Here is a 21,709-nt window from a genome sequence, read left to right on the forward strand (position 1 = left end):
TGTCAAGACATCCAGTTCTAGCCAAGGAGATCAGACATGACGAACACCACGGAAACCCTGCACCTGGAGTACCTCTACGGCCCGCAGTGGCAGGACGCGATCCGCATCATCGAACGCTCCGGCCAGCTGACCGCGGACGAGCGGGAGAAGCTGAATGCGTCGGCGAAAAAGCTGATGCAGGACAAGGTTTCGGCCCTGTCCAACGGCGCGGGCCTGGAGGGTGGGCTCAGCGGCCTGCTGGCGGGGCTCGGCATGGGCGCGAATGCCCAATCGGTGGCGTCGCATCCGCTGAACATCGCGACCGCGACGGCCAAGGCGTTCGGGCGATCCCGCAACGTGCAGCTCGCGGGCATGATCGCCGGTCAGGCCGTGTCCCCGACGGCGGCCACCAGCACGAGCGACCTGAGCGGGTTGCTCGAGTCGTTCGGCTCGATCGGTGCGGTAGCCGTGGTCGGCCAGGCCGTCACCGCGGCAGTCCTGAGTGACCTGGTCGGCCAGGGTGAATTCACCCAGGCCGTCTACGACGAGCTGATGCTGCCGTGGAGCAGCAACATCGACGGGTAGTCCGCGACCAGCACGAAAGAGGTTGGCACCATGTTCGATTCGCGAAACATCGGTCCCGGTGGGATTGCCACCGACCCGCTCGGTGGTCTGCTCGATGTCGAGTCGTCGCCCATCGCGTTCGGCTACTACGAACAGAACGAGGTCGCGACGGCCACCGGCGTCGAGTGGAACGGCCGGCCTCGGACCGAGCCGATCGGGTGGTGGAACAGGCACCGGCACGTGCAAGCCGGGTTCGGCATGGCGATCGTCTTGACGCTCGGCTTAGTGCCCGCTGTGCAGAACGCGATCCTCACGGTGCTGACCCATGTCGGATAACGCACGCAGACGGCCGGCACGCCGAGGGAAAGCCTCCCTCGGCGTGCCGGCCATGGCCGTGCTGTTCCTCGTCGCCGCCGCGCTGCTCAGCGCGTGTTCGAGCGGCGGCTCGAACGATGCGCTCCGCAACCGCGTCGCCGACGCGGACACGGCGGACTGTGCGCTCGGCGGCACGGCCGTCGCGGGGCTGCGCGACACCTTCCGCCAACTGTCCGAACAACTCGACGGCCTCGGCCCGGCCGCGTCCCGCGGCGACCTCGCCGAGGTGAAAACCCGGGTAACCCAAGGCATGTGGCTCTCGAACCAGGTGTCGAACACCCTCAACCCGGCGGTCGATCGAATGGGATCCCCGCTCATCGGCAGCGCCTACCGCGACGTCGCCAACGCGGGTGGTCAACTGCACAACTCGCTGTCCGACTTCGCCGCAGTCCTCGACAACGGGAGCCCGGCGCAACCGGTCGCCGACTCGGTGACCGCCGCCCTGACCTCCCTCAACGGCTCCATGGACCGGATGCGCCGCACCTGCCCCACCGTCTTCGCCGAACCGAAGGGCCCGCAATACGGCCCACCGCTCAGCGCCCGCTGAGCCGAATCAGATTCCGGTCGAACGCCTTTCGAAGAGCCGATCCCTGGCGACGGAGAGCGCGCGGGAGACGGCGCCGGTGAGGACGCCATCGTCGCCGAGCGTGCTGGCGACGATGCGCGGGTGCAGCGGGCCCAGCTCGGCCATCCGGCGCGCGATCGCCTCGCCGAGCAGCTCGAGGTTGTTGCCGATACCGCCGCTGAGCACCACGAGTTCCGGGTCGAGGATCGAGGCGACGGCGGTGATGAGCGCGCCGATCCGACGTCCCTCGGACTCGACCACCGCCAGGGCGCGTGGGTCGCCCGCGGCCGCCGCGCTGAAGATCTCCTTGGCCGAGGCTCCGGCCAGACCGGCCTGCTCGGCCGCACGCGCGACTCCGCCTGCGGCGGCGACGGTTTCGGTCATCCCGCGCTCGCGGGCATCGAGCGGGGGAGCGTCGACCTCGGTGGCGGGCAGGAACGAAACCTCGCCCGCCGCACCGGTATTGCCGACATAGAGCTCGCCGTTGATCACGATGCCCATGCCGACACCGGTGCCGACCGAGATGAGCACGAAGTTGCGCACGCCCGCGCCCGCACCGAAGGTGAGCTCGCCGACCGCGGCGAGGTTGATGTCGTTCTCGATGGTCGATTCCACCTCGAGCGCGTCCCGCAGCTGGCCGACCAACCCGGCGCGGCCCCAGCCGGGCAGGTTCTGGGCGTAGTCGAGGCGGCCGGTGCGCGGGTTGAGCACGCCGGGACTGCCGATGACCGCGTAGTGCACATCCGACCATTCGACGCCGGACTCGTCGGCGACCTCGTCGGCCAGCGCGCGCACCCGCCGCACCAGATCGGCGGCCGAACGGGCCGAGTTGCGCACATCGCGCCGCCCGATGAAATCGCCGCGCAGGTCGGCGATGGCGAGGCGAATCCAGTTGCGGCCGATGTCTATGCCCGCAACCACCCCGGCGCGCACGTTCACGTCGTAGAGTGCGGTGGTCGGCCCCGGCCTGCCGCTGAGCGACCCGACCAACTGCACCAGCCCGGCCTGCTCCAGCCCCGAAAGCGCCGCCGACACTGTCGGTTTCGACAATCCGCTGGCCTTGGCCAGGTCACCGCGCGAGGCAGGCCCGCTGAGCCGCAGGTAGTCGAGCAGCAGCCGCTCGTTCATCGTCCGAAGGAGCTGGGGATTGCCGACCCTACTCATCAATCCTCCTGCTCGTACCACTGGACACCTCGGTGTTAGTAAACTACCTTTCTTACCAACGCTCAACCGGGCGCTCTCACTCTCCTCTCGGCACGGTGACCTCATGCGTCGAATTCAGCTCCTCACCGCGGCGGCGGCCGCACTCGTCCTGGCGGCAGGCTGTAGCTCCGGCGACAGCACCAAAGACGCGAAGTCGGGCAGCGACACCCCGACGATCGCGCTGCTGCTCCCGGAATCCAAGACCACCCGCTACGAAGCCTTCGATCGCCCGCTGTTCGAGGCGAAGGTCAAGCAGCTCTGCGGCAACTGCAAGGTGCTCTACTTCAACGCCGATCAAGACGCGGCAAAACAGCAGGGCCAGTTCGAATCCGCGCTCACCCAGGGCGCCGACGTCATCGTCTTCGACGCGGTCAATGCCGATGCCGTTGCCCCACAGGTGAACACGGCGCGACAGAAGAAGATCCCGGTGGTCGCCTACGACCGGTTGATCTCCGGCATCAGCTACGAGTACTACGTGTCGTTCGACAATGTGAAGGTCGGCAGGGTGCAGGGCGAGGCGCTGCTCGCCGAGCTGAACAAGCGCGGCACCACGGACAAGGGTCAGCTCGTGGTGATCAACGGATCGCCGACCGATCCCAGCGCGGGCGACTACAAGAAGGGCGCGCACGAGGCGCTGGACGGCAAGGTGAAGATCGGGCGCGAATTCGACACTCCCGATTGGTCTCCCGACAAGGCGCAGCAGCAGATGGAACAGGCCATCACCGCGCTCGGCAAGGACGCGATCGTCGGCGTGTACTCGGCCAACGACGGCATGGCGGGCGGCGCGATCGCGGCGCTGAAGCGGGCCGGTTACGCGACACTACCGCCGCTGACCGGGCAGGACGCGGAACTGGCAGGCGTGCAACGGATTCTGACCGGCGAGCAGACCATGACCATCTACCTGGACTACCGTGCCCAGGCGGAGAAGGCGGCCGAACTCGCGGTGGCCCTCGCGAAGGGCGAAAAGCCCACGGCGCCTGCGAAAACCAACAACGGCGCGACCGACATCCCGTCCTATCTACTCGACGCGATCGCGGTGGGCAAGGACAACATCAAGGACACCATCATCAAGGACGGCCTATACACCGTCGCCGATATCTGCACGCCCGATGTGGCGGCGGCATGCCAGGCCGCGGGTATCAAATGACAGCTCCCACAACGGTTCTCTCGGCGCGTGGGCTGACCAAGCGCTACGGTGCGGTGCAGGCGCTCGACGGTGCGGATCTCGAGGTGCACGCCGGTGAGGTGGTCGCGCTGGTCGGTGACAACGGCGCGGGCAAATCGACTCTGGTGAAGGCGATTTCGGGCGTGACCGTGGCCGACGAGGGCGAGATCGTCTTCGCCGGTGCGTCGGTGCGGATCACCCGCCCGCAAGACGCGCAGGCCCTCGGCATCACGACCGTGTTCCAGGATCTCGCGCTGTGCGACAACCTCGATGTCGTCGCCAATCTGCATCTCGGTGCGGAGACCAGCATTTGCAGCGTGCTCGACGAGATCGAGATGGAGCGCAGCGCCCGCGATCTGCTCGCCTCGCTCGATGTGAAGATCAAAGACGTCCGCTCGCCGGTGTCCTCGCTGTCCGGCGGGCAGCGACAGTCGGTCGCTATCGCGCGGGCGCTGCTCGGGCGGCCGCGGATGGTGATTCTGGACGAGCCGACCGCGGCGCTCGGCGTCGAACAGACCGCGCAGGTACTGGCGCTGATCGGCCGATTGCGCGAGCGCGGCCTCGGGGTGTTGTTGATTTCGCACAACCTGGTCGATGTGCGCTCGGTCAGCGACCGCGTGGTGGTATTGCGGCTCGGCCGGAATGCAGGAGAGTTCGAGACCGCTAAAGCGACTCAAGAAGATATCGTGGCAGCGATCACGGGAGCAGCTGCATGAGAGAGCGAAGCGAACGAATCATGTCACAGCGTGCGTCGCACATGACGGAACCGAGCGCCAGCGAGGTGCAGTCATGAGTGACGCAGTAATGAAAAGACCTGTCTGGCAGGGAAACCAGGGGCGTGGACTAGCCGACGCGGCAATGGATCGGCTACGTCGCGGCGAGGTCGGATCGGTACCGGTGGCGATCGGTCTGGTCATCATCGGCATCGTGTTCTACCGGCTCAACGCCCACTTCCTGTCCGCGGAGAACCTCACCAACCTGGCCCTGCAGATGGCCGCGACCGGAACCATTGCGCTCGGCATCGTGCTGGTGCTGCTGCTCGGCGAGATCGACCTTTCGGCCGGCTCGGTCAGCGGCTTGACGGCCGTGGTGATGACGCTGCTCTATGTGCGGCACGGCTGGAACGTCGTGCTCGCGGTGCTCGCCGCCGTTGCCGTCGGCGCCGCGATCGGTCTGTTGCACGGGTTGATGCGGACGATGCTCAGCATGCCGTCGTTCGTCGTGACGCTGGCCGGGCTGATCGGCTGGCAGGGCATGATGCTGTATCTGCTCGGCAAGGAAGGCACCGTCAACCTGCCGTTCGACCGCGGCATCGCCACCATCAGCGATACCTGGCTGCCCGCCGTGCTCGGCTGGCTGCTCGTGGTGTTGCTGGCGGGCGGACACCTCGTCGCGAGTCTGATCACTCGGCATCAACGGGTGCACGCGGGTCTCGACGCCTCCGCGCCGGCCTGGATCGTGGTGCGCTCCGGCGGCCTCGCCCTGCTGCTCGGCCTCACCGTCGTCGTGCTGAATTCCGATCGCGGCGTGCCGTTGACCCTGGTGATCTTCGGCGGACTCGTCCTCGGCCTCGATCTGATCCTGCGGCGCACCGTCTTCGGCCGCCGGATGTACGCGGTCGGCGGCAATGCCGAGGCGGCCCGCCGGGCGGGCATCAACGTCACCGCGATCCGCATCTACGCCTTCGTCGGCTGCTCCGCGCTGGCCACCCTCGGCGGCATCCTCGCCGCCTCCCGGCTGGTCGCGGTCAACCAGAGTTCCGGTGGCAGCGACATCCTGCTCAACGCGATCGCCGCCGCTGTCATCGGCGGAACCAGCCTGTTCGGCGGCCGCGGCCGCGCATACGCCGCGCTGCTGGGAATCCTTGTCATCCAATCGATTACGAACGGCATGCTGCTGCTCAACGTGGACTCCTCGGTGCGCTTCATGGTCACCGGCGCCGTGCTCGCGATCTCGGTCGCCATCGACTCGGTCGCGCGACGCGGCGCCGAGGGAGCGCGCTGAGCTGGGGGCGATTTCACGATCGCCCGTCGGAGGGCGCCTGGGCGCGGCAGGGTTGTCCCGCGTCCAGGCGGTCCGGCGGGTTTCGCCTGCCACAGCGGAGGGTGTGTGGGTTCCGGTCGGGGCGAGATTGCAGGCGTTGCGGCAGGCAGTGGGACCCCTTCGGGCTGACGGTCTCGAACCGAGTCCAGGTGCTGAGGGAGCGCGCTGAGATCAGGGCCGTCTCACCATCGCTCGTCGGAGGGCGCCTGGGCGCGGCAGGATTGTCTCCCGTCCAGTCGGTCCGGAAACAGTACTTGCGGCGGCCCATTGCGACTGCGGACTGCCGCCGCCGAGGTGTGTCTCAGCGAACATCCAGTAACGGACCTGGGCGGATGACCGACACGGTGGGGGAGTTGTGCATGAGTTCGGGGCCGTGAGGGTCGGGGTTTTTGGAGTGTGTTCGTGGATCGCAGATCGATGTGGGTGGTTCGGGCTCGGGCAGTAGTGCTTGCGGCATCGCTGTGTCTCGGCGCCGGCATCGCGGCCGGGGCTCCGGCGCAGGCGACGGCATCGAGCGCGCAGTGGGTCGATACGCCTGCGGCGCCGGACGGGTCGGTGATCGCGCGGGTGGAGGAGCCCGACGGTCGCAACATTCGGATCTGGGTGCGATCGACGGCGATGGAGGGGGCCACCTTCCCGGTCGATATTCAGCGGCCCGCCGATACCTCGCAAGCCCGGCCGACGTTGTATCTGCTGAACGGCGCGGGCGGCGGCGTCGACGACGCCAGCTGGCAGTTGCGCACCAACGTGCTCGACTTCCTGTCGGACAAGAACATCAACGTGGTCCAGCCGGTCGGCGGTCAGTTCAGCTATTACACGGACTGGATCAAGGATGATCCGGTACTCGGGCCCAACAAGTGGAAGACCTACCTCACCGAGGAATTGCCGCCGCTGATCGATGCCGCGCTCGGCACCAACAAGGTGAACGCGATCGCCGGGCTGTCGATGGCGGGCACCTCGGTGCTGGCGCTGTCGATCGCGAAGCCGGAGCTGTATCGCAGCGTCGCCTCCTACAGCGGGTGCGCCCAGACCAGCGATCCGATCGGTCAGGCCTTCGTGCAGATGACGGTGGAGCGTGGTGGCGGCACCGTGGCCAACATGTGGGGCCCGCCCGACGATCCGCACTGGGCGGCCAACGACCCGCTCGTGCACGCGGACAAATTGCGCGGCGTGAACCTGTTCGTGTCCAGCGGCAGCGGTCTGCCCGGCGCGCACGACACCCTCGACGGGCCGTTCCAGATCAAGCCCGGCGTTTCGCAGTGGGCCGATCAGCTGGTGGTCGGTGGCGCGATCGAGGCCGGTATCCGGTTGTGCTCGGCGAACCTGCAATACCGGCTCGGCCAGCTCGGTATCCCCGCCACTTTCGACTTCACCCCGACCGGCACGCACTCTTGGGGCTACTGGCAGGACGCGTTCGTGGCATCCTGGCCGGTGCTCGCCAAGGGGCTCTACAGCTGACGCGCTCGCCGACCGCAACTCTGTGATCCAGGTCATCCCACGTAGTAGGTTGCGGTCGGCATAGGGTGAGCTAAGGTTGTCGAACAGATGCAGATATGCGCATACATGGCGGTGACGAAAGCGGGCGGCTAATGGGACATGAACACGAGCACGGACACGGCCATGGCGGCGGCCACGGAGCACACTCGCACGGTGTGTCGAGCGATGCCGATCGCCGTTGGCTGACGGTCGCGCTGGCGCTGATCGCCGGGTTCATGATGGTCGAGGTCGTGATCGGCCTGCTGGCGAATTCGCTGGCCCTGCTCTCCGACGCGGCGCACATGTTGACCGACGCGGCGTCGATCGTGCTGGCGCTCACCGCGATTCGGCTCGCCGCTCGCCCCGCGCGCGGCAAATACACCTACGGCTTCAAGCGCGCCGAGATCCTGTCGGCGCAGGCCAACGGCATCACCCTGCTGGTGCTCGCGGGGTGGCTGACCTACGAGGCCATTCGCCGGCTGCTCGACCCGCCGGAGGTGACCGGTGGCCTGGTGGTCCTCACCGCGCTGGTCGGCATCGTGGTGAATGTGGCTGCGGCGTGGGCGATCAGCAAGGCGAACCGCACCAGCTTGAACGTGGAGGGCGCGTTCCAGCACGTGCTCAACGATCTGTACGGCTTCATCGCGACCGCGGTCGCAGGCATCGTTGTCCTGGTCACCGGCTTCGCCCGCGCCGACGCGATCGCCACCCTGGTCGTCGTCGCACTGATGGTGAAGGCAGGCCTAGGCCTGGTCCGCGAGTCCGGCCGCATCTTCTTGGAGGCCGCACCGGCCGGCGTCGACCCGGATGCCCTCGGCCGCCGCCTGGTCGAGATGCCCGGCATCGACGAGGTACACGACCTGCACGTCTGGCAGATCACCTCCGGCAACGTAGCCCTCTCCGCCCACGTCCTCGTCCAGCCCGGCGCCGACTGCCACGGCCTGCGCCAGCAGATCGAACGCCTCCTCGACCACGACTACGAAATCACCCACACCACCCTCCAGGTAGACCACTCCCAACTCGTCTCCACCGCCGCCACCCCCACCGCCAACCGCCTACTCCCCGTCCTGGAAGAACACTGCGACGACTCCCACGGAATCGTCCACCGCGAACGCCCCGGCGTAACCCACCCCCACGGCTAGCCACCCCCCCGCACCACCAAATCTGCACCCTCACTCGGGATTTGCACCGACTCTAGGGCCCTGTTCCGAGTGCAGATCCCGAGAGAGGGTGCAGATCCGAGGTGATGCGGCCCGAACCCGCAGGGGTGGTGCCGGTGGACGCCTCCCCGTTCTGTAGACGCCGAACCCGCAGACCGTCCACACTTCCGCAGAGTGTTGAGTCTTTGTGAGAGGTAGGCACGGTCTGTGTAACCCACTGCACACCAATGGGTTTCACTACGGCGGAGCTCTCGGGGCGCGGCCGCGGCCAGGTCACCCGGCGAAACCCCTTCCGTACACCCACTGTGTCAGCCGCACACCTTCTGTGTGCTGGGTGAGCAGCGCACGCAGTGGCTGTACGGCTCGCACAGCCGGTTACGCCGCTGTGAATGGTGTGGACAGTGTATGAAAGCCTGTGCTCACCACCAGGTTTGACACACCGCAGCCCCTTGTGGCGCAACCGCGGCCAGATGACCACCTCGGGAACCTATCCGGGCACCCACTGTGTTCGCCTCACACCTTCTGTGTGCTGGGTCAGCAGCGCGCGCAGTGGGCGTACGGCTCGCAGGGCCGGTTACGCCGCTGTGAATGGTGTGGACACTGTATGAAAGCCTCTGCTCACCACCAGGTTTGACCACATCGCAGCCCCTTGTGACGCAACCGCGGCCAGATGACCACCTCGGGAACCTATCCGGGCACCCATTGTGTGAGCCCGACACCGGCTGTACTGGGTGTCGGGCTCACACAGTGGGTGCCGGAGCTGTCTTCACCACCTCGGGGGGCCGGGATTGGCTGATTATCGAAGTTCTCGAAACGCCACCACAGCCAGATGACCACTTCGGGGACGTGACATCGTGCGCCTGACCGGTAACTAAGGCCGGGGACGGCAGGCGACGTGCCCAGCACTATTCGGTCATTCCCTTGGATAAGTACACCTATCCGGGCAAGTGCACCTAAGGACTTCCCAAGGTGAGCTGTTCATGAAAGCTGAAGACAGTTCCCGGTTTTCCCTGAAGTAGTGTGGGCGCGTCGTGTGCCGTACCCGGCTTTAGGTGCACGTCAGGTGCGCGATGTCGCGTCCCCGAGGTGGTCATCTGGCTGTGGTGGCGTCTCGAGCATTTTCAAGATCAACAGAGTCAAATGGTTGCCGTTCAAGATCGTATAGCGCCCCTATGACTCGCCTCGATGCTCGCCTCGTGTGCCGTGCCCGGCTTTGGGCGCACGTCAGGTGCGCGGTGTCGCCCGCCGGGCGCTCCGAGTCGGTATTCCCCGAGATCTGCACTCTCACTCGGGATCTGCACTCGGAATAGGGCCCTAGAGTCGGTGCTGATCCCGAGAGAGAGTGCAGATCTTTGGCGGAGGGTGGTGTTCCTCGCGCACATGCTTCACCCTTCGCGCAGCTGTCGAGATGTTGGCGGGTGTGTGACGGATGAAAGTGGTGTGCGAAGCCCGAACTGGTTTGGAGGATTGGGGATTGGCTAGCGGTTTAGGTGGGGGAAAGGGTGTTCGGCTTCGAGGAGGTAGGCGAGTTCTAGGAGGGTGCGTTCGTTGCCGTGGGTGCTGGCGAATTGGACGCCGATGGGTAGGTCGGTGGGGGTGCGGTCTGCTGGGATGGTGATGGCGGGGGTGCCGGTGATGTTGTTGATCGGGGTGAATGACACGTAGGTGCGTAGGCGGTCTAGTAGGTCGTCGAAGGGGACGGTGGGGCTGAGGTAGCCGAGTTCGGGGGTTTGGCGGCCGAGGGTGGGGAGGAGTACGGCGTCGTAAGGGCCTAGGGCGCGTTGGTATGTGGCGGCTGCGGCGCGTAGTCGGTGCAGCATGATGGGGGTGCGCCAGGCGCTGCGTAGGAAGTAGCGGCGTAGGCCGAGGGTTAGGTCGTCGAGGCGGGCGGTGTCGAAGTGGCGGTCGGCGAGCTTGCCGGTGGAGGCGATCAAGGTGGCGAGTAGGCCCCAGTACTGGAGGAATGCTGTTTCGAGCGTGTTATCGAACGGCATCGGCACGGGCTCGACGTGGTGTCCGTGGGATTCCAGTGTGACAGCGACCTTTTCGACGGCGTCCCGGATCGGTCCGGCGGGCACTGGGCCGCCGATGTTCTCCAGCAGCAGTGCGATGCGTAGCCGCTTGGTGCCCGGGCCCTCGACGTACCCGATCGGCGGCAGCGCGGGATTGCGCCAATACTGTTCCGCCGCAGCGGTATACGCGGCGGTATCGCGCACCGTCCTGGTCAGCACGCCTTCGCTGACGATATTGACCGGCAGCTTGCGCGCCATCGCCGAATCGATGTGCCGGCCCCGGCTCGGCTTCAGTCCGACCAGCCCGGCGCAGGCCGCCGGAATACGGATCGATCCGCCACCGTCGTTGCCGTGCGCGATCGGCACCACCCCGGACGCGACCAATGCCGCCGATCCGCCGGACGACCCACCCACCGAATAGCCGGTGTGCCAAGGGTTTCGGGTCGGCCGGGCGAACGGCGGCTCGGTGGTCGCGTTGAAGCCGAACTCGGGCAGCGTGCTCTTGCCGAGCACTGTCATTCCGGCACTGAGGAATTGGCGCGGGTACGCGCCGTGCGCCCGCGCGGGTTTGGCCTGGAACGCCTGGGCGCCCTGGTTGGTCGGCATTCCGGCGATGTCGGCATTGTCCTTCACGAACGTCGGGACCCCGTACAACCGCCCGGTCCGTTCGGCGGGCAGCAGCGGCTTCTCGTAACTCTCGTACGCGACCGCCGCCAACTCCTCGACCTTCCGCGCGCGTGCCACCGCCGCCGCGGCGAGCTCGCGCGGACTGCGTTCCCCGCTGCGCACCAGCTCGGCCAATGCGACCGCATCGTGCTCGCCGAGCGCGTCGTCGGCGAAGGAATGGATGCGGGTGGGTTGCGCGTCAGCGGTCACTCTTCGAATCTAGCCGCGCGCCACGCGGCGGACCGTCTGTCCAGTGGCGGCCGTCACGCGCATACGGTGGAACGGCAACCCCGCTTGACGATCAGGAAGGAAGGACATGGTCCAGTCGGTCTCCGACCCGCTGCCGCCGCAGGGGCGAATCGGCGCGCTGCTGTTCGCGCTTCCGCCTGCGGGACGGCGCTGGAGTCCCGGTCTGCGGTCCGCGCTGGCCTTCGCGCTGCCTGCCGCGGTGGTCGTCGCGACCGGGCACCCGCAGCAGGCGTTGTTCGTGCTGTTCGGTGCCTTCGCGGTGATGTACGGGGAGCGCAGGGCGTATCGCATGCGTGCGGGAGTGGTGCTCGCCGCGGGTCTCGCGCTGCTCGCGTCCTGCGGCGTCGGTGCACTGCTCGGGCACGGGCTCTCCGGTGGGCTCGGCGCTTCGCTGCTCACGGTGGCCCTCCTGACGGTCGTCGCGGTCGCTGCCGTCTACGCGATCGATGCGCTGCGACTCGGCCCGCCAGGTGCCCTGCTTTTCGTGATCGCCTGCGGCGGCGCCATGATGGCCGCCGAGGCAGGCATATCGACTGCGGCGCTGTTGTCCTGCACGGCATTCGGCGTCGGCGCGTCGGTACTCGCGTCGATGGCCGGAGTGCTGCGTGATCGGCGCAAGCCCGAACGGGTCGCCGTCGAAGCCGCGATCCGCGCGGTCGACTCTTACCTGTCGGCGCGGTCATCCGGTCAACCCGCGATCGACCTGCGGCATCAGGCGGGCAGCGCTGTCGCGGAGGCCTGGGCCGCGGTCTACGACGCGGGACTGCCGAGCCGAGCACCTGATTCGGAACTGTTGGCCACCCTGGTCGCGGCCCGCCGACGGCTCGCCGGCCCGGCCTACGACGACACCAACGACCTGGTCGTCGACCCGCTGATCTCGTTCGTCCGCCCCGGCGTCTGGTTTCGGCTGCGCCGCTCCCTCTCCTTCGATTCGCACGCCACCATCAGCGCGTTCCGCGTCGGCATCGCCTGCCTGGTCGCCGGCGGACTCAGCGCGCTGCTCGGTCAGGACCGGCCGCACTGGGCCGTGTTCACCGCGCTGATGGTGTTGCAGATCGGCCCAGATCGAGTCCGCGGCAAGGTGCGCGGCATCCACCGCTTCGTCGGTACGGTCATCGGGTTGGTGCTCTTCGGCCTGATGCACCAGCTCGCGTTCACCGGCTACGCCCTCATCGCGCTGGTGGCCGCGCTGCTGTTCTGCATGGAGCTGTTCGTCCCGCGCAACTACGCGCTCGCCGCTATCTTCATCACCCCGATCGCGCTGCTCGCGGTCGGTTCGACCCCCGACGGTGCCGTCGCGCCGCTGATCCGAGATCGATTCATCGAGACCGTGATCGGCGTCGGCGTCGCGGTACTCGTCCCACACGTCGTCGTGCCGCGCGCACATCGACGCACCTTCCGCTGGATCGAAATTCGAGTCTGCGCCGTCGCTCGGGCCTTGCTGAAACTGTCACGCACCGAGCCCGCCGGCGCCCCCGCGGTCGCGCTGATCCAGCAGCTGCAATTCGAACTGGTCGGCGTCGCGCGCACCGGAATCGACTCGGCCACCGAGGATCTGCAGTGGACCACCGCGCACTGGCCCACCCACGCCGCCACCGCCCACCTCGGCTACGACCTGCTCGCCGCCTACTGGGAACTGCCGCCCGGCGCACTGCTGGCCGATCCGGACCGCTGGGACGCCGCCTTCGACGCACTGACGCCGCTTTCCGACACCCGGTAGTGAATGTTTACGGCTGCTAGCGTTCGAGCATGCAGGACAGTGTGACAGTGCGAATGGCCGCGCCCGCCGACAAGATCTGGCCGCTGGTCAGCGATATCAGGAATACGGGACGGTTCAGTCCGGAGACGTTCGCGGCCGAATGGCTCGGCGGCGCTACCGAACCCGCCGTCGGCGCGAAGTTCCGTGGACACGTCAACCGCAACGGCTGGGGGCTGAAGTACTGGACCGTGTGCCGGATCATCGCGTGCGAGCCAGGGCGTGAGTTCGCGTTCACGGTGCTCGGGCCCGGCGGGGTATCGGTCAATACCTGGTCTTATCGATTCGAGCCGGTCGAGGGTGGCACCGACGTCACCGAATCGTTCCACCTGCACAACAACCCGGTGTTGCGGGTGTACTGGCTGGTGGCCGGTCGGGCGCGCAACAAGACGAACGTCGACGGGATGCGCGAGACGCTGAACCGGATCAAGGCGTTCGTCGAGTAGCGGTCAGTTCACGCAGGGAATCGTGCCGCCGATCGTCGTCGTGACGGGCTTACCTGAGTCAGGGGCGGGATCGGCGGTGGTCGTCTGCGTGGTCGACGTCGTTGTCGCACTGGTCGAGTTCGAGCTCGTGGTCAATTCGGTGGGCATCGTGAAGTCGCTCCCGATGACGACCTGAATGTGTCCGGCCTGGACGTTCGACGAGGCGGTCGCCGTGAGTCCGCCCAGCGTTTCGGCCAATTGCGTGGCGTCCGCCTCGGCACCCGTGCCATAGGTCACCGTGGTCGTCGTGGTGCTGCTACCCAGGTTCCCGACTTCGCCCTCGCGATAACCGCGGTTCGTCAGCGCTGCCGACAGCTTTCCGGCCATGCCGGCCACGCTGCCCGCGTTCTTCACATCGACCGTGCTGGTCGGCGGGTGCGCCGGTGTGCTGGTCGGCGTTTCGATCCCGAACCCGGCCCGTACTTCCTTCTTGATGGCGGCCGGATCGATGATGTTGACGTCCTGACCGTTGATGTTGTCGTAGCGCAAGACGGGCAGCGTCCGGAACTCGACCGCCATCGATCCGGCACCCCCGAGGTTCTGCGCGAAATCGAGCAGGTCCCAGCCGTCGGACAGCACCACATCCTGGTGCGCCACCCGCATCAGCGCGGTCAGCTTGCCGATATCGGTCAGCGTCCCGGAATCCTTGAGCGACTTGGCGACCGAGGTGAGATACGCCTGCTGCCGATGCGTCCGGTCGAGGTCGCCGTTCTCCAATTCGTGGCGCTGCCGGACGAACGCGAGCGCGTCGGATCCGTTGAGGTGCTGTGGCCCGGCGGGGAACTTGGCGCCGGAGTAGTAGCTGTCGTCCACGGCGTGGTTCAGGCACACGTCGACGCCGCCCAGCGCCTCGGCCAGGTGGTAGAAACCGGCGAGGGCTACCTCGGCGAACCGGTCGATCGGCACGCCGGTCAGATTGCGCACGGCGGACACGATGGAGGCCCGCCCCGCCTCGCGGCCCGCGCGTTCCAGGGTGACCTGATCCTTCTCGCCGTTGGCGATCAGCTTGGCCTCCGCCGCCGCCTTCTTCAGGCCGTACGCCTCTTTGATCTTGACGTGGTCGTAGCCGGGGATGTTCGACACCGCGACGTAGTCGTCACGCGGGATGGAGAACGCGACGATGTGCTGCATGTTCGCCGGAATGTGCAGCAGGATGAGCGAGTTGGCGTTGTAGCCGCCCTCGTCGCCGTCGCCCGCGTGCAGCTGGTCGAGGATCTCCTTCGGTAGGTTGTTGCCGTTCTGATCCTTGCGGGTGTCCAGGCCGATCAGCAGGATGTTGAGATCGCCGCCGAGCGAGTGCGGTGCGTCGGCGCCGATCGCGTCCGAGCGATTGAACCCGTTGTTGAAGTCGACCTTGGCCGACCAGGCGAACCCGGTACCGGACAGCACGGCGAGCGCGGTGACCGAGACGACCACCCGCACCGCGACCTTCGCCGCCTGCCGGGCCCGGTGCGGTTTTGCCGCGACACGCGGTTTTGCCGAGGCCCGGCGCTGTTTCGGTGCGGCACGTCGATGCCGCGCTGGCCGCGCGGGCGGGTCGGTGACCCGGGCAAACTCGACTGTGTCGTCATCGTTCAACGCCGCAGACTCTGTGCCCTGCGCTCTTCTCGGCACTCGCGCCACGGATCGTTCCTCGCCGTCTTGTTCCTTGTCCGACCCGTTCGAGAGTACGCACGCGCGCGTAATACCCAGATCATCGGCGGTTAGGTAGCGCCGTTCGCGACAGTCACCCGGTGCGCCGCACCCCCGGCACGGCGACTGTCCAGCAACTTCTGGCCGGGATCACCGCGTCGCCTCTAGGCTCGAGATCATGTCTGCTCCCGTGCTTCTCGTGCTCGGCGCCGGTCCCGGTGTCGGATTGGCTGTTGCCCGACTCTTCGCCGATGACGGTTATGCGGTGTTCCTGGCCGCTCGGCTGCCGGAGGAGGCCGAGCCGCTGGCCGCACAGTTACGCGGCGAGGGTTTCGATGCGGAGGGAGTCGGCGTCGATCTGTCCGATCCGGCCGATATTGCCCGCGTGGTGACCGCGGTGGGGGAGCAGCATGGCCGGATCGACGTGCTGCATTTCAACCCGAGCATGTTCCGCCAGGCGGATCCGTTGCAGCTGTCGGTGCCGGAGTTGATCGAGGACTTCACCATCGGCGCCGCCGCGCTGCTGCCCGCCGTGCAGTCGGCGCTGCCGTTCTTCGCCGAGGGCGCGCGGGTGCTGGTCACCGGGAGCGCGGCGGCGGACAAGCCGTGGAATCAGGCCGCGTCGCTTGGCGTGCAGAAGGCGGCGGTCCGCAATCTGGTCACCAGCTTGGATACCACCTTGGCGCCCAAGGGTTTTCGGGCCGTTGCCGTGCAGATCAACGGTGTGCTCGGCGAGGGCGGGTTCACCAGGGAGCGGGTCGCAGTGGCGCTGCACGCCGCCGCCGTCCGGCCCCTGGACGACTGGACGCCGCATGTCTCCTACGACGGCTGACTAGCGCGGCAGGATCGCTGCGAACTCGATCGGCATGTGCGCCGGACCGCGCAGGTTCACGTGTTCGCGATACACCGGCGGATCCGTGGGCAGGCGCGGCGATTCGACGCGTTGCGCGAACCGGGTGAGCGCCACCCGCGCTTCCAGCCGGGCCAGCGGAGCGCCCAGACAGAAGTGGGCGCCGAGTCCGAACGCCAGGTGCCGGTTGTCGCGGACCGGGTCGAAGCGGTCCGGATCGGGGAACGCGGCGGGGTCGCGCTGCGCGGCCGCGACCAGCATCACCACCAGATCGCCGCGCCGGACGGCGAGCTCGCCCACCGTCAGGTCGTCGGCGGCGATGCGCGGGATCAGCTGCACCGGCGGATCGAAGCGCAGCGTCTCCTCGACAACGCCCTGTGCGCGTTCGGGATTCGCGCGCAGGGCGGCGAGTTCGCCGGGGCGGCGCAGCAGCGCGAGGGTCGCGTTGGCGATGAGGTTGACCGTGGTCTCGTGTCCCGCGACGAGCAGCAGCGCACAGGTGGAGATCAGCTCCTCGTGGCTGAGCATGTCTCCGGCGTCCTCTGCCGCGAGCAGCTGCGACAGCAGGTCGGGTCCCGGTGTGGCGCGGCGGCGTTCGGTCAGCCGCTCGAAATAGATGCTGAGTTCGGTTCCGGCGCGCTGTAATTCGGCGGGATCGGCCTGGTACTCGGCGGCCTGCCGCGACGTCGGATCCAGCGTGCGAGACAGCAGCGAGGACCAATGACTCAGCTGCGCTTCGTCTTCCAGCGGCACGCCGAGCAGTTCGCAGATGACGGTCACCGGCAGCGGATAGGCGAACTCGGTGACGGCGTCGAATGTCCCTGCCGCCGAGTGCTTGTCGAGGATGTCGTCGACGATCTCGGCGATCCGGGGTTCGAGCTGCTGCACCACCCGCGGGGTGAAGGCCTTCGACACCAGCCGCCGCAGCCGGGTGTGGTCCGGCGGATCGAGGAACAGGAACGACGGCTTCACCTGGTCTGCAGTGGTTTTCGTCGCGTCGTAGATCGGCATCGAGCCCAGTTGCAGCTTCGCCAGCGAGCGGTCGACGCTCACCCCTGGGTCGCGCAGCACCGCCGCGCAGTCGGCGTGCCCGGGCACGATGACCACCGGCGCGGTGCCGATCCGGAACGGCCCGCGCTCCCGCAACCGTGCGAACAGGGGGTAGGGATTCGGCCGCACCGCGGGATCGAGCAAACGGACGTAGTCGGCGCTCGACTCTTCTGCTGACGTCATGAAACTCCCACCTCGAAGACCGGCAACCGGCTGCGCGGTTGAGTAGTATTATTCCGATACCGACAGTAGGAATGCAATACCAACAGTGAATGCGAAGATATCCGGATGACCATTCGACGCCCGGCCGACGATTCGGTGACCCGCGTCGTCGAGCTGCTCGGCGACCGGTGGACCATGCTGGTCATCGCCGAGGCGTTCTTCGGTGTGCGCCGGTTCAGCGATTTCGCCCGCAATATCGGCATCACCAATCGCAACCTGCTCACCAGCCGCCTGCGCATGCTGATCGACGCGGGCATCTTCGCCCGCACCGACGAGGGCGGCGGCCGCGTCGACTACCACCTCACCGCCGCGGGGCGCGAGCTGTACCCGATCATCATCGCCATGTCGGCGTGGGGTGACCGGCACCTGGCCGAGCCGGACGGTCCGCCGCTGATCCTCGAACACCGCACCTGCGGCCACCCGATCACGCCGCTGCTGGTGTGCGACCACTGCCGCACCGAACTCGATCCCCGCGACGTCGAACCGCAGCCCGGTCCCGGCTTTCATCCGCCGCCCGCCACCGAAGTGGCGAGCTGACGATCAACCGAGGGCGAGTGCTGCCGCGGCGATCGCCTTGGCCGCTCGATCCACGTCGGTGTCGGTCGTTCGCCAGTTGCTGAACGCGGCGCGAATCGCCGGTAGTCCCTCGTAAACCGTTGGTGTCACAAAGGTTTCGCCGGACTCGGCGATCGCATCGACCAGCGCGTGCACCCGCTCGGTAGTGGGCCGGTCGGCCAGCGTGAAACACACGACGTTGAGCCGGACCGGCGCGACCAGCCGCAGTAGCCCGGTCGCGGTGAGCTGCTCAGCGAGGTTATCAGCACCGGAGATGTTGCGCTGCACGATATCCCGGTGACCATCGCGACCATACGCGGTGAGCGAGAACCAGGCGGCGAGCGCACGCAGCCGCCGCGAGTTCTCCGGCACCAGATGCCCGAAATCCGGTGTGCCGGTGGGCGGGGTCAGATACGCGGCGGAATTCAGGAAGACGCGCAGCTGCAGATCCCGGTGCCGGGTGAACTGGACCGCCGCGTCGTAGGGCACGTTGAGCCACTTGTGCAGATCGACGCAGACCGAATCCGCCTCGTCGAGCCCGTCGACCAGCGCGGCGTGCTCCGATGCCAGCGCCGCGAACGCGCCGAACGCGCCGTCGACATGCAGCCAGAACGGATACCGTTGGCGCAGTGCGGCAATCGCGCGCAGGTCGTCGAAGTCGACGGTGTTCACCGTGCCCGCATTGGCGACCACAATGGCGGGCCGGCCGTCCAGCGCCGCGAGGGCCTCGACCAGCCGGTCCACGTCGACGGCCTCCCGGCCGGGCATGGTCGGTACCAACTGCACACTGTCACGGCCGATTCCGAGCATGGACAACGACTTGACGATGCTGGAATGCGGCGTCCCCGACAGCACGTGCACCGGCCCCAGCGCGCCGACTCCGGCCTGCGCCACCGAAATTCCCAGCTGTTCGCCCAGCCACTCCCGCGCGATAGCCAGGCCGACGAAATTCGACATCGTCGCCCCGCTGACGAACGCCCCGGTGTGCTGCTCCAGCCCGAACAGCCGCCCGATCCAGTCCACCGTCTGGTGTTCCAACTCGATCGCCGCGGAATCCTCACCCGACATCGCGTTCTGATCGAGCACCCCGGTGAGCCAATCGCCCGCGACTGCCGCCGGGGTGGCGCCGCCGGTGACGAAACCGAAATAGCGCGGGCCCGCGCTACCCGAGAACTGCGGCTCCCAGCGCTCGCGGAACAGTGCGAGTGCCCGGCCCAGGCCGATGCCGTGTTCCGGAAGTTGTGCGGGCCCTACCTCTTTCGGGGCCCGCGCAACCGGCCGTGTCTCGATACCGGTCAACAGGTCCGTCGCCGACTCACGCACCGCATCCAGCAGTGCGGGCAACTCGGCGAGGTCGGCGGCAAGGTTTTCATCCACACCCCGACGCTACGAGCCGCACTCCCGGGTTGTCGGGAGCCAGTCGGCAGGTGCTGGCCTTGTTACTTGAGCGCGCTGCCCGCCTGCCACTGATCCCACGGCAGGCCCCAGTCGCCGTTCTGCCAGACGTCGAGCGGCGCGCCACCGGTATTGCGCACCTCCACCACGTCGCCGGGAACCGCGAAGTCGTAGAACCATCGCGCGTTGTCCGGGCTGAGGTTCAGGCAGCCGTGCGAGGTGTCGGTATTGCCCTGCGCCCACACCGTGGACGCCAGCTCGTGCAGGTAGATGCCGTCGGTGCTGATCCGGGTCGCCCAGTTGATGGATTCCTTGTAGCCGAGCCGGGAGTTGACCGGCAGCCCGAAGGTGGACGAGTCCATGACCACCGGGTTGGCCTTGCTCATCACCGTGTAGACGCCGGGCTGGGTCCAGAAGGTGATGGTCTTGCCGCCGACGTTCTCACTGCCGCCCATGCCCATCGAGGTGGGCATGGAACGGATCATCTTGCCGTCCTCGAACACCTGGACCTGCTTGGTGTTGTCGTCGGCGATGGACACGTGCGAGGCGCCGATGGTGAACGACGCCTTGGTGTCCTCCTGGCCGTACAGGCCGCCGCCGAGGTCGACCGCGTAGATGTTTGCCGCGACCGTCACCTTCGTGCCGGACGGGTAGTACTCCTTCGGCCGCCAGTGCACGTGCTGATTGTCGAGCCAATACCAGGAGCCCTCCAGCGGCGGGGTCGTGGTGACCTGCAGCCGCTTCTCGGCGAGCGCCCGATCCGGCACGTCCTCGTCGAAGTGCGCGGCGATCACCGCGCCGACGCCGAAGGTGCCGCCGTCGAGCAGCCCGCCGCCGGTGGTCTCGAAGTAGACCTTGGTCTGGTTGTTCGGTGTCAATGTGGAGAAGGTCGAGGTCAGCGGGCCACTGCGGCCGGTGATCGTGAGTCCCTCGGCGGTGATCGTGTAGGAGTGGCCGTAGCCGACCGGTTCGGTGGGCTTCCACGCCGTCTTGTCCGGCGTGAAGATGCCCTCGATGGGCTTGCCCTTCTCGTTGGTCATGGTGACCGAGGTCAGCACGCCGTCACCCGCGGTCACCTGGACCGGAGTCTTCGGATCGACATTTTTCGCGCCCGACGCCGGGGTGATGGAGATAGCGGGCGGCGCGGGGTCGGCCGCTCCAGGCTTCTTCGACTCCGACGCTGAACAACCGGCAACCACCAATGCGGTGACCAGGATGACTATCCCGGCAACACTGGATCGGAAGCGGCGACTCGACATGATTTCTCCTGTGTTCGCCGTGCGCTTCCCGCTGCGCACCCTCGACTTACTGTCCCGCTCAGCAGTTTAGCGGCCCGACGGCGCTGCCTTGCCCGCGCGGGACCGTCGTCAGTTGCTCGGGCCGAACATGAAGTCGGTGGCCAACTGCTGGGCGGCCTGTTCGCCGAGGAACGGCTGGAGAAGGACGTAGAGAATCGTCGACATCGAATAGCCCCGATCAAGGTATAGCGGTATTGCTTCGCCCCCCGAGGTGTTCGCCGAACCCCGGCTCCGGTGACGCGGCTCGACCTCCATGCGAACAATTCAAGGCTATGACCGCCGTCACGGATCAGCAAACGGACGCCCGACCCGGCGGGTCACCCGAACCGGTGCTGACCAGTGGTGAGCACCACAGCGGATTCGCCGAATACTCATTGACGGCCGATGTTTGCTCATGATTTGCTGACTCATCTTCGAGTGATCGACCGGCACGATGGGAAGGCTTGTGATGATCAGCATGACAACCGCTCCGCAGGACCGGAGACGTATCGGCACCCGGAGCAACGGCGCCACCGGGCTACCGGACGCGGCCCTCGAACGCGCCGCGATCGAACGCTTCTACGAGCTGCTGTTCCTGCAGGACCACGAGCAGATCCTGGACCTGGTCACCGCCGACGTGCGATTCCACGCGCCGTGGCAGCTACCCGGCCTGCCGGACACCATCGAGGGCCGCGACGAGCTGGGCGAGAGCATGCTGTGGTGGAGCGCCGAACTGTGGCAGCCCGGCAGCCTGTGCCGTATTGCGGTGCGCCCGTTCGCCGCGCCGCACTCCTGGTTCGCCAACATCGAGGGTGACTTCACCGCGCTGGAGAGCCAACGCCCTTACCACGCAACGTTTCTCAGTGAGATCCGCTTCCAGGACGGCCAGATCGCCGAAGTGCAGCAGCATCACAATACGTTGAACCAGATCATCGCGTTGGGCGCGGACGTACCGGGCATCAATGTGCCGGGATATGGCGTCGCCGCGCACCGCGGCTGCGTGACTGAGCAGAGCGAAGTCGCCTGACGC

19 protein-coding genes are annotated in these 21,709 nt (G+C 67.2%); 13 read left to right on the plus strand and 6 right to left on the minus strand.

The window, feature by feature from the left end; translation table 11 throughout:
- The first annotated feature begins 36 nt into the window (after window positions 1-36).
- The 3 genes from ABZ942_RS37730 to ABZ942_RS37740 are packed head-to-tail and all read left to right on the plus strand — an operon-like array spanning window position 37 to window position 1,465.
- Window positions 37-564 (plus strand): hypothetical protein, encoded by a 528-nt coding sequence (locus tag ABZ942_RS37730; protein WP_357390799.1) that lies wholly within the window; start codon window positions 37-39, stop codon window positions 562-564.
- 30 nt (window positions 565-594) lie between these two features.
- Window positions 595-879, plus strand: coding sequence for a hypothetical protein (locus ABZ942_RS37735; protein WP_357390801.1), 285 nt, complete (start codon window positions 595-597; stop codon window positions 877-879).
- Window positions 869-1,465 (plus strand): hypothetical protein, encoded by a 597-nt coding sequence (locus tag ABZ942_RS37740; protein WP_357390803.1) that lies wholly within the window; start codon window positions 869-871, stop codon window positions 1,463-1,465. The genes ABZ942_RS37735 and ABZ942_RS37740 overlap by 11 nt, the downstream gene beginning before the upstream one ends.
- Before the next feature lie 6 nt (window positions 1,466-1,471).
- On the opposite strand, the gene ABZ942_RS37745 is transcribed toward ABZ942_RS37740, so the two are convergent.
- Entirely contained in the window at window positions 1,472-2,647 is a 1,176-nt protein-coding gene (locus tag ABZ942_RS37745) for an ROK family transcriptional regulator (protein ID WP_357390805.1), read from the minus strand.
- A gap of 103 nt (window positions 2,648-2,750) precedes the next feature.
- On the opposite strand from ABZ942_RS37745, the gene ABZ942_RS37750 reads away from it, so the two are divergent.
- From ABZ942_RS37750 to ABZ942_RS37770, 5 genes are all read left to right on the plus strand, one after another.
- Window positions 2,751-3,833, plus strand: coding sequence for a sugar ABC transporter substrate-binding protein (locus ABZ942_RS37750; protein WP_357390807.1), 1,083 nt, complete (start codon window positions 2,751-2,753; stop codon window positions 3,831-3,833).
- Window positions 3,830-4,567, plus strand: a complete 738-nt coding sequence (locus tag ABZ942_RS37755) for an ATP-binding cassette domain-containing protein (protein WP_357390809.1) — start codon at window positions 3,830-3,832, stop codon at window positions 4,565-4,567. Before ABZ942_RS37750 ends, ABZ942_RS37755 begins: the two co-directional genes overlap by 4 nt.
- A 73-nt stretch (window positions 4,568-4,640) precedes the next feature.
- On the plus strand, window positions 4,641-5,855 hold the full coding sequence (locus ABZ942_RS37760; protein WP_357390811.1) for a sugar ABC transporter permease: 1,215 nt from the start codon (window positions 4,641-4,643) through the stop codon (window positions 5,853-5,855).
- A 441-nt stretch (window positions 5,856-6,296) separates the two neighbouring features.
- Window positions 6,297-7,352 (plus strand): alpha/beta hydrolase family protein, encoded by a 1,056-nt coding sequence (locus ABZ942_RS37765; protein WP_357390813.1) that lies wholly within the window; start codon window positions 6,297-6,299, stop codon window positions 7,350-7,352.
- A gap of 131 nt (window positions 7,353-7,483) precedes the next feature.
- On the plus strand, window positions 7,484-8,512 hold the full coding sequence (locus ABZ942_RS37770) for a cation diffusion facilitator family transporter (RefSeq protein ID WP_357390815.1): 1,029 nt from the start codon (window positions 7,484-7,486) through the stop codon (window positions 8,510-8,512).
- A gap of 1,496 nt (window positions 8,513-10,008) precedes the next feature.
- Here the strand turns inward: ABZ942_RS37770 and ABZ942_RS37775 are convergent.
- On the minus strand, window positions 10,009-11,418 hold the full coding sequence (locus ABZ942_RS37775) for an amidase (protein WP_357390817.1): 1,410 nt from the start codon (window positions 11,416-11,418) through the stop codon (window positions 10,009-10,011).
- 106 nt (window positions 11,419-11,524) lie between these two features.
- Between ABZ942_RS37775 and ABZ942_RS37780 the strand changes: the two genes are divergently transcribed.
- Together ABZ942_RS37780 and ABZ942_RS37785 are read left to right on the plus strand one after the other, a co-directional pair.
- Complete coding sequence (locus ABZ942_RS37780; RefSeq protein ID WP_357390819.1) at window positions 11,525-13,177, plus strand: FUSC family protein; 1,653 nt, start codon at window positions 11,525-11,527, stop codon at window positions 13,175-13,177.
- Window positions 13,178-13,206: 29 nt separating this feature from the next.
- The gene (locus ABZ942_RS37785) at window positions 13,207-13,659 is read left to right on the plus strand and encodes an SRPBCC family protein (RefSeq protein ID WP_357390821.1); all 453 of its coding nucleotides are present in this window, start codon (window positions 13,207-13,209) and stop codon (window positions 13,657-13,659) included.
- 3 nt (window positions 13,660-13,662) lie between these two features.
- On the opposite strand, the gene ABZ942_RS37790 is transcribed toward ABZ942_RS37785, so the two are convergent.
- Window positions 13,663-15,276 carry an LCP family protein gene (locus ABZ942_RS37790; protein WP_357390823.1) on the minus strand — a complete coding sequence of 538 codons (1,614 nt, stop codon included), beginning with the start codon at window positions 15,274-15,276 and terminating at the stop codon, window positions 13,663-13,665.
- Between the two features lie 232 nt (window positions 15,277-15,508).
- Here ABZ942_RS37790 and ABZ942_RS37795 point away from each other — a divergent pair, with 232 nt between their 5' ends.
- Window positions 15,509-16,162, plus strand: coding sequence for an SDR family NAD(P)-dependent oxidoreductase (locus tag ABZ942_RS37795; RefSeq protein ID WP_357390825.1), 654 nt, complete (start codon window positions 15,509-15,511; stop codon window positions 16,160-16,162).
- On the opposite strand, the gene ABZ942_RS37800 is transcribed toward ABZ942_RS37795, so the two are convergent.
- Window positions 16,163-17,413: a cytochrome P450 gene (locus ABZ942_RS37800; RefSeq protein WP_357390827.1), complete on the minus strand. Its 1,251-nt coding sequence runs from the start codon at window positions 17,411-17,413 to the stop codon at window positions 16,163-16,165.
- A 105-nt stretch (window positions 17,414-17,518) separates the two neighbouring features.
- On the opposite strand from ABZ942_RS37800, the gene ABZ942_RS37805 reads away from it, so the two are divergent.
- Entirely contained in the window at window positions 17,519-17,989 is a 471-nt protein-coding gene (locus tag ABZ942_RS37805) for a helix-turn-helix domain-containing protein (RefSeq protein WP_357390829.1), read from the plus strand.
- Window positions 17,990-17,992: 3 nt separating this feature from the next.
- Here ABZ942_RS37805 and ABZ942_RS37810 read toward each other — a convergent pair whose 3' ends face one another.
- Both ABZ942_RS37810 and ABZ942_RS37815 read right to left on the minus strand, forming a co-directional pair.
- Window positions 17,993-19,384, minus strand: coding sequence for a pyridoxal-dependent decarboxylase (locus ABZ942_RS37810; protein WP_357390831.1), 1,392 nt, complete (start codon window positions 19,382-19,384; stop codon window positions 17,993-17,995).
- Between the two features lie 62 nt (window positions 19,385-19,446).
- Window positions 19,447-20,661, minus strand: coding sequence for an Ig-like domain-containing protein (locus ABZ942_RS37815; protein WP_357390833.1), 1,215 nt, complete (start codon window positions 20,659-20,661; stop codon window positions 19,447-19,449).
- Between the two features lie 496 nt (window positions 20,662-21,157).
- Between ABZ942_RS37815 and ABZ942_RS37820 the strand changes: the two genes are divergently transcribed.
- Window positions 21,158-21,706 carry a nuclear transport factor 2 family protein gene (locus ABZ942_RS37820; RefSeq protein WP_357390835.1) on the plus strand — a complete coding sequence of 183 codons (549 nt, stop codon included), beginning with the start codon at window positions 21,158-21,160 and terminating at the stop codon, window positions 21,704-21,706.
- The last annotated feature ends 3 nt before the right edge of the window (window positions 21,707-21,709 follow it).

The sequence above is a fragment of the Nocardia sp. NPDC046473 genome (genome assembly GCF_040645995.1).
Lineage (GTDB): Bacteria > Actinomycetota > Actinomycetes > Mycobacteriales > Mycobacteriaceae > Nocardia.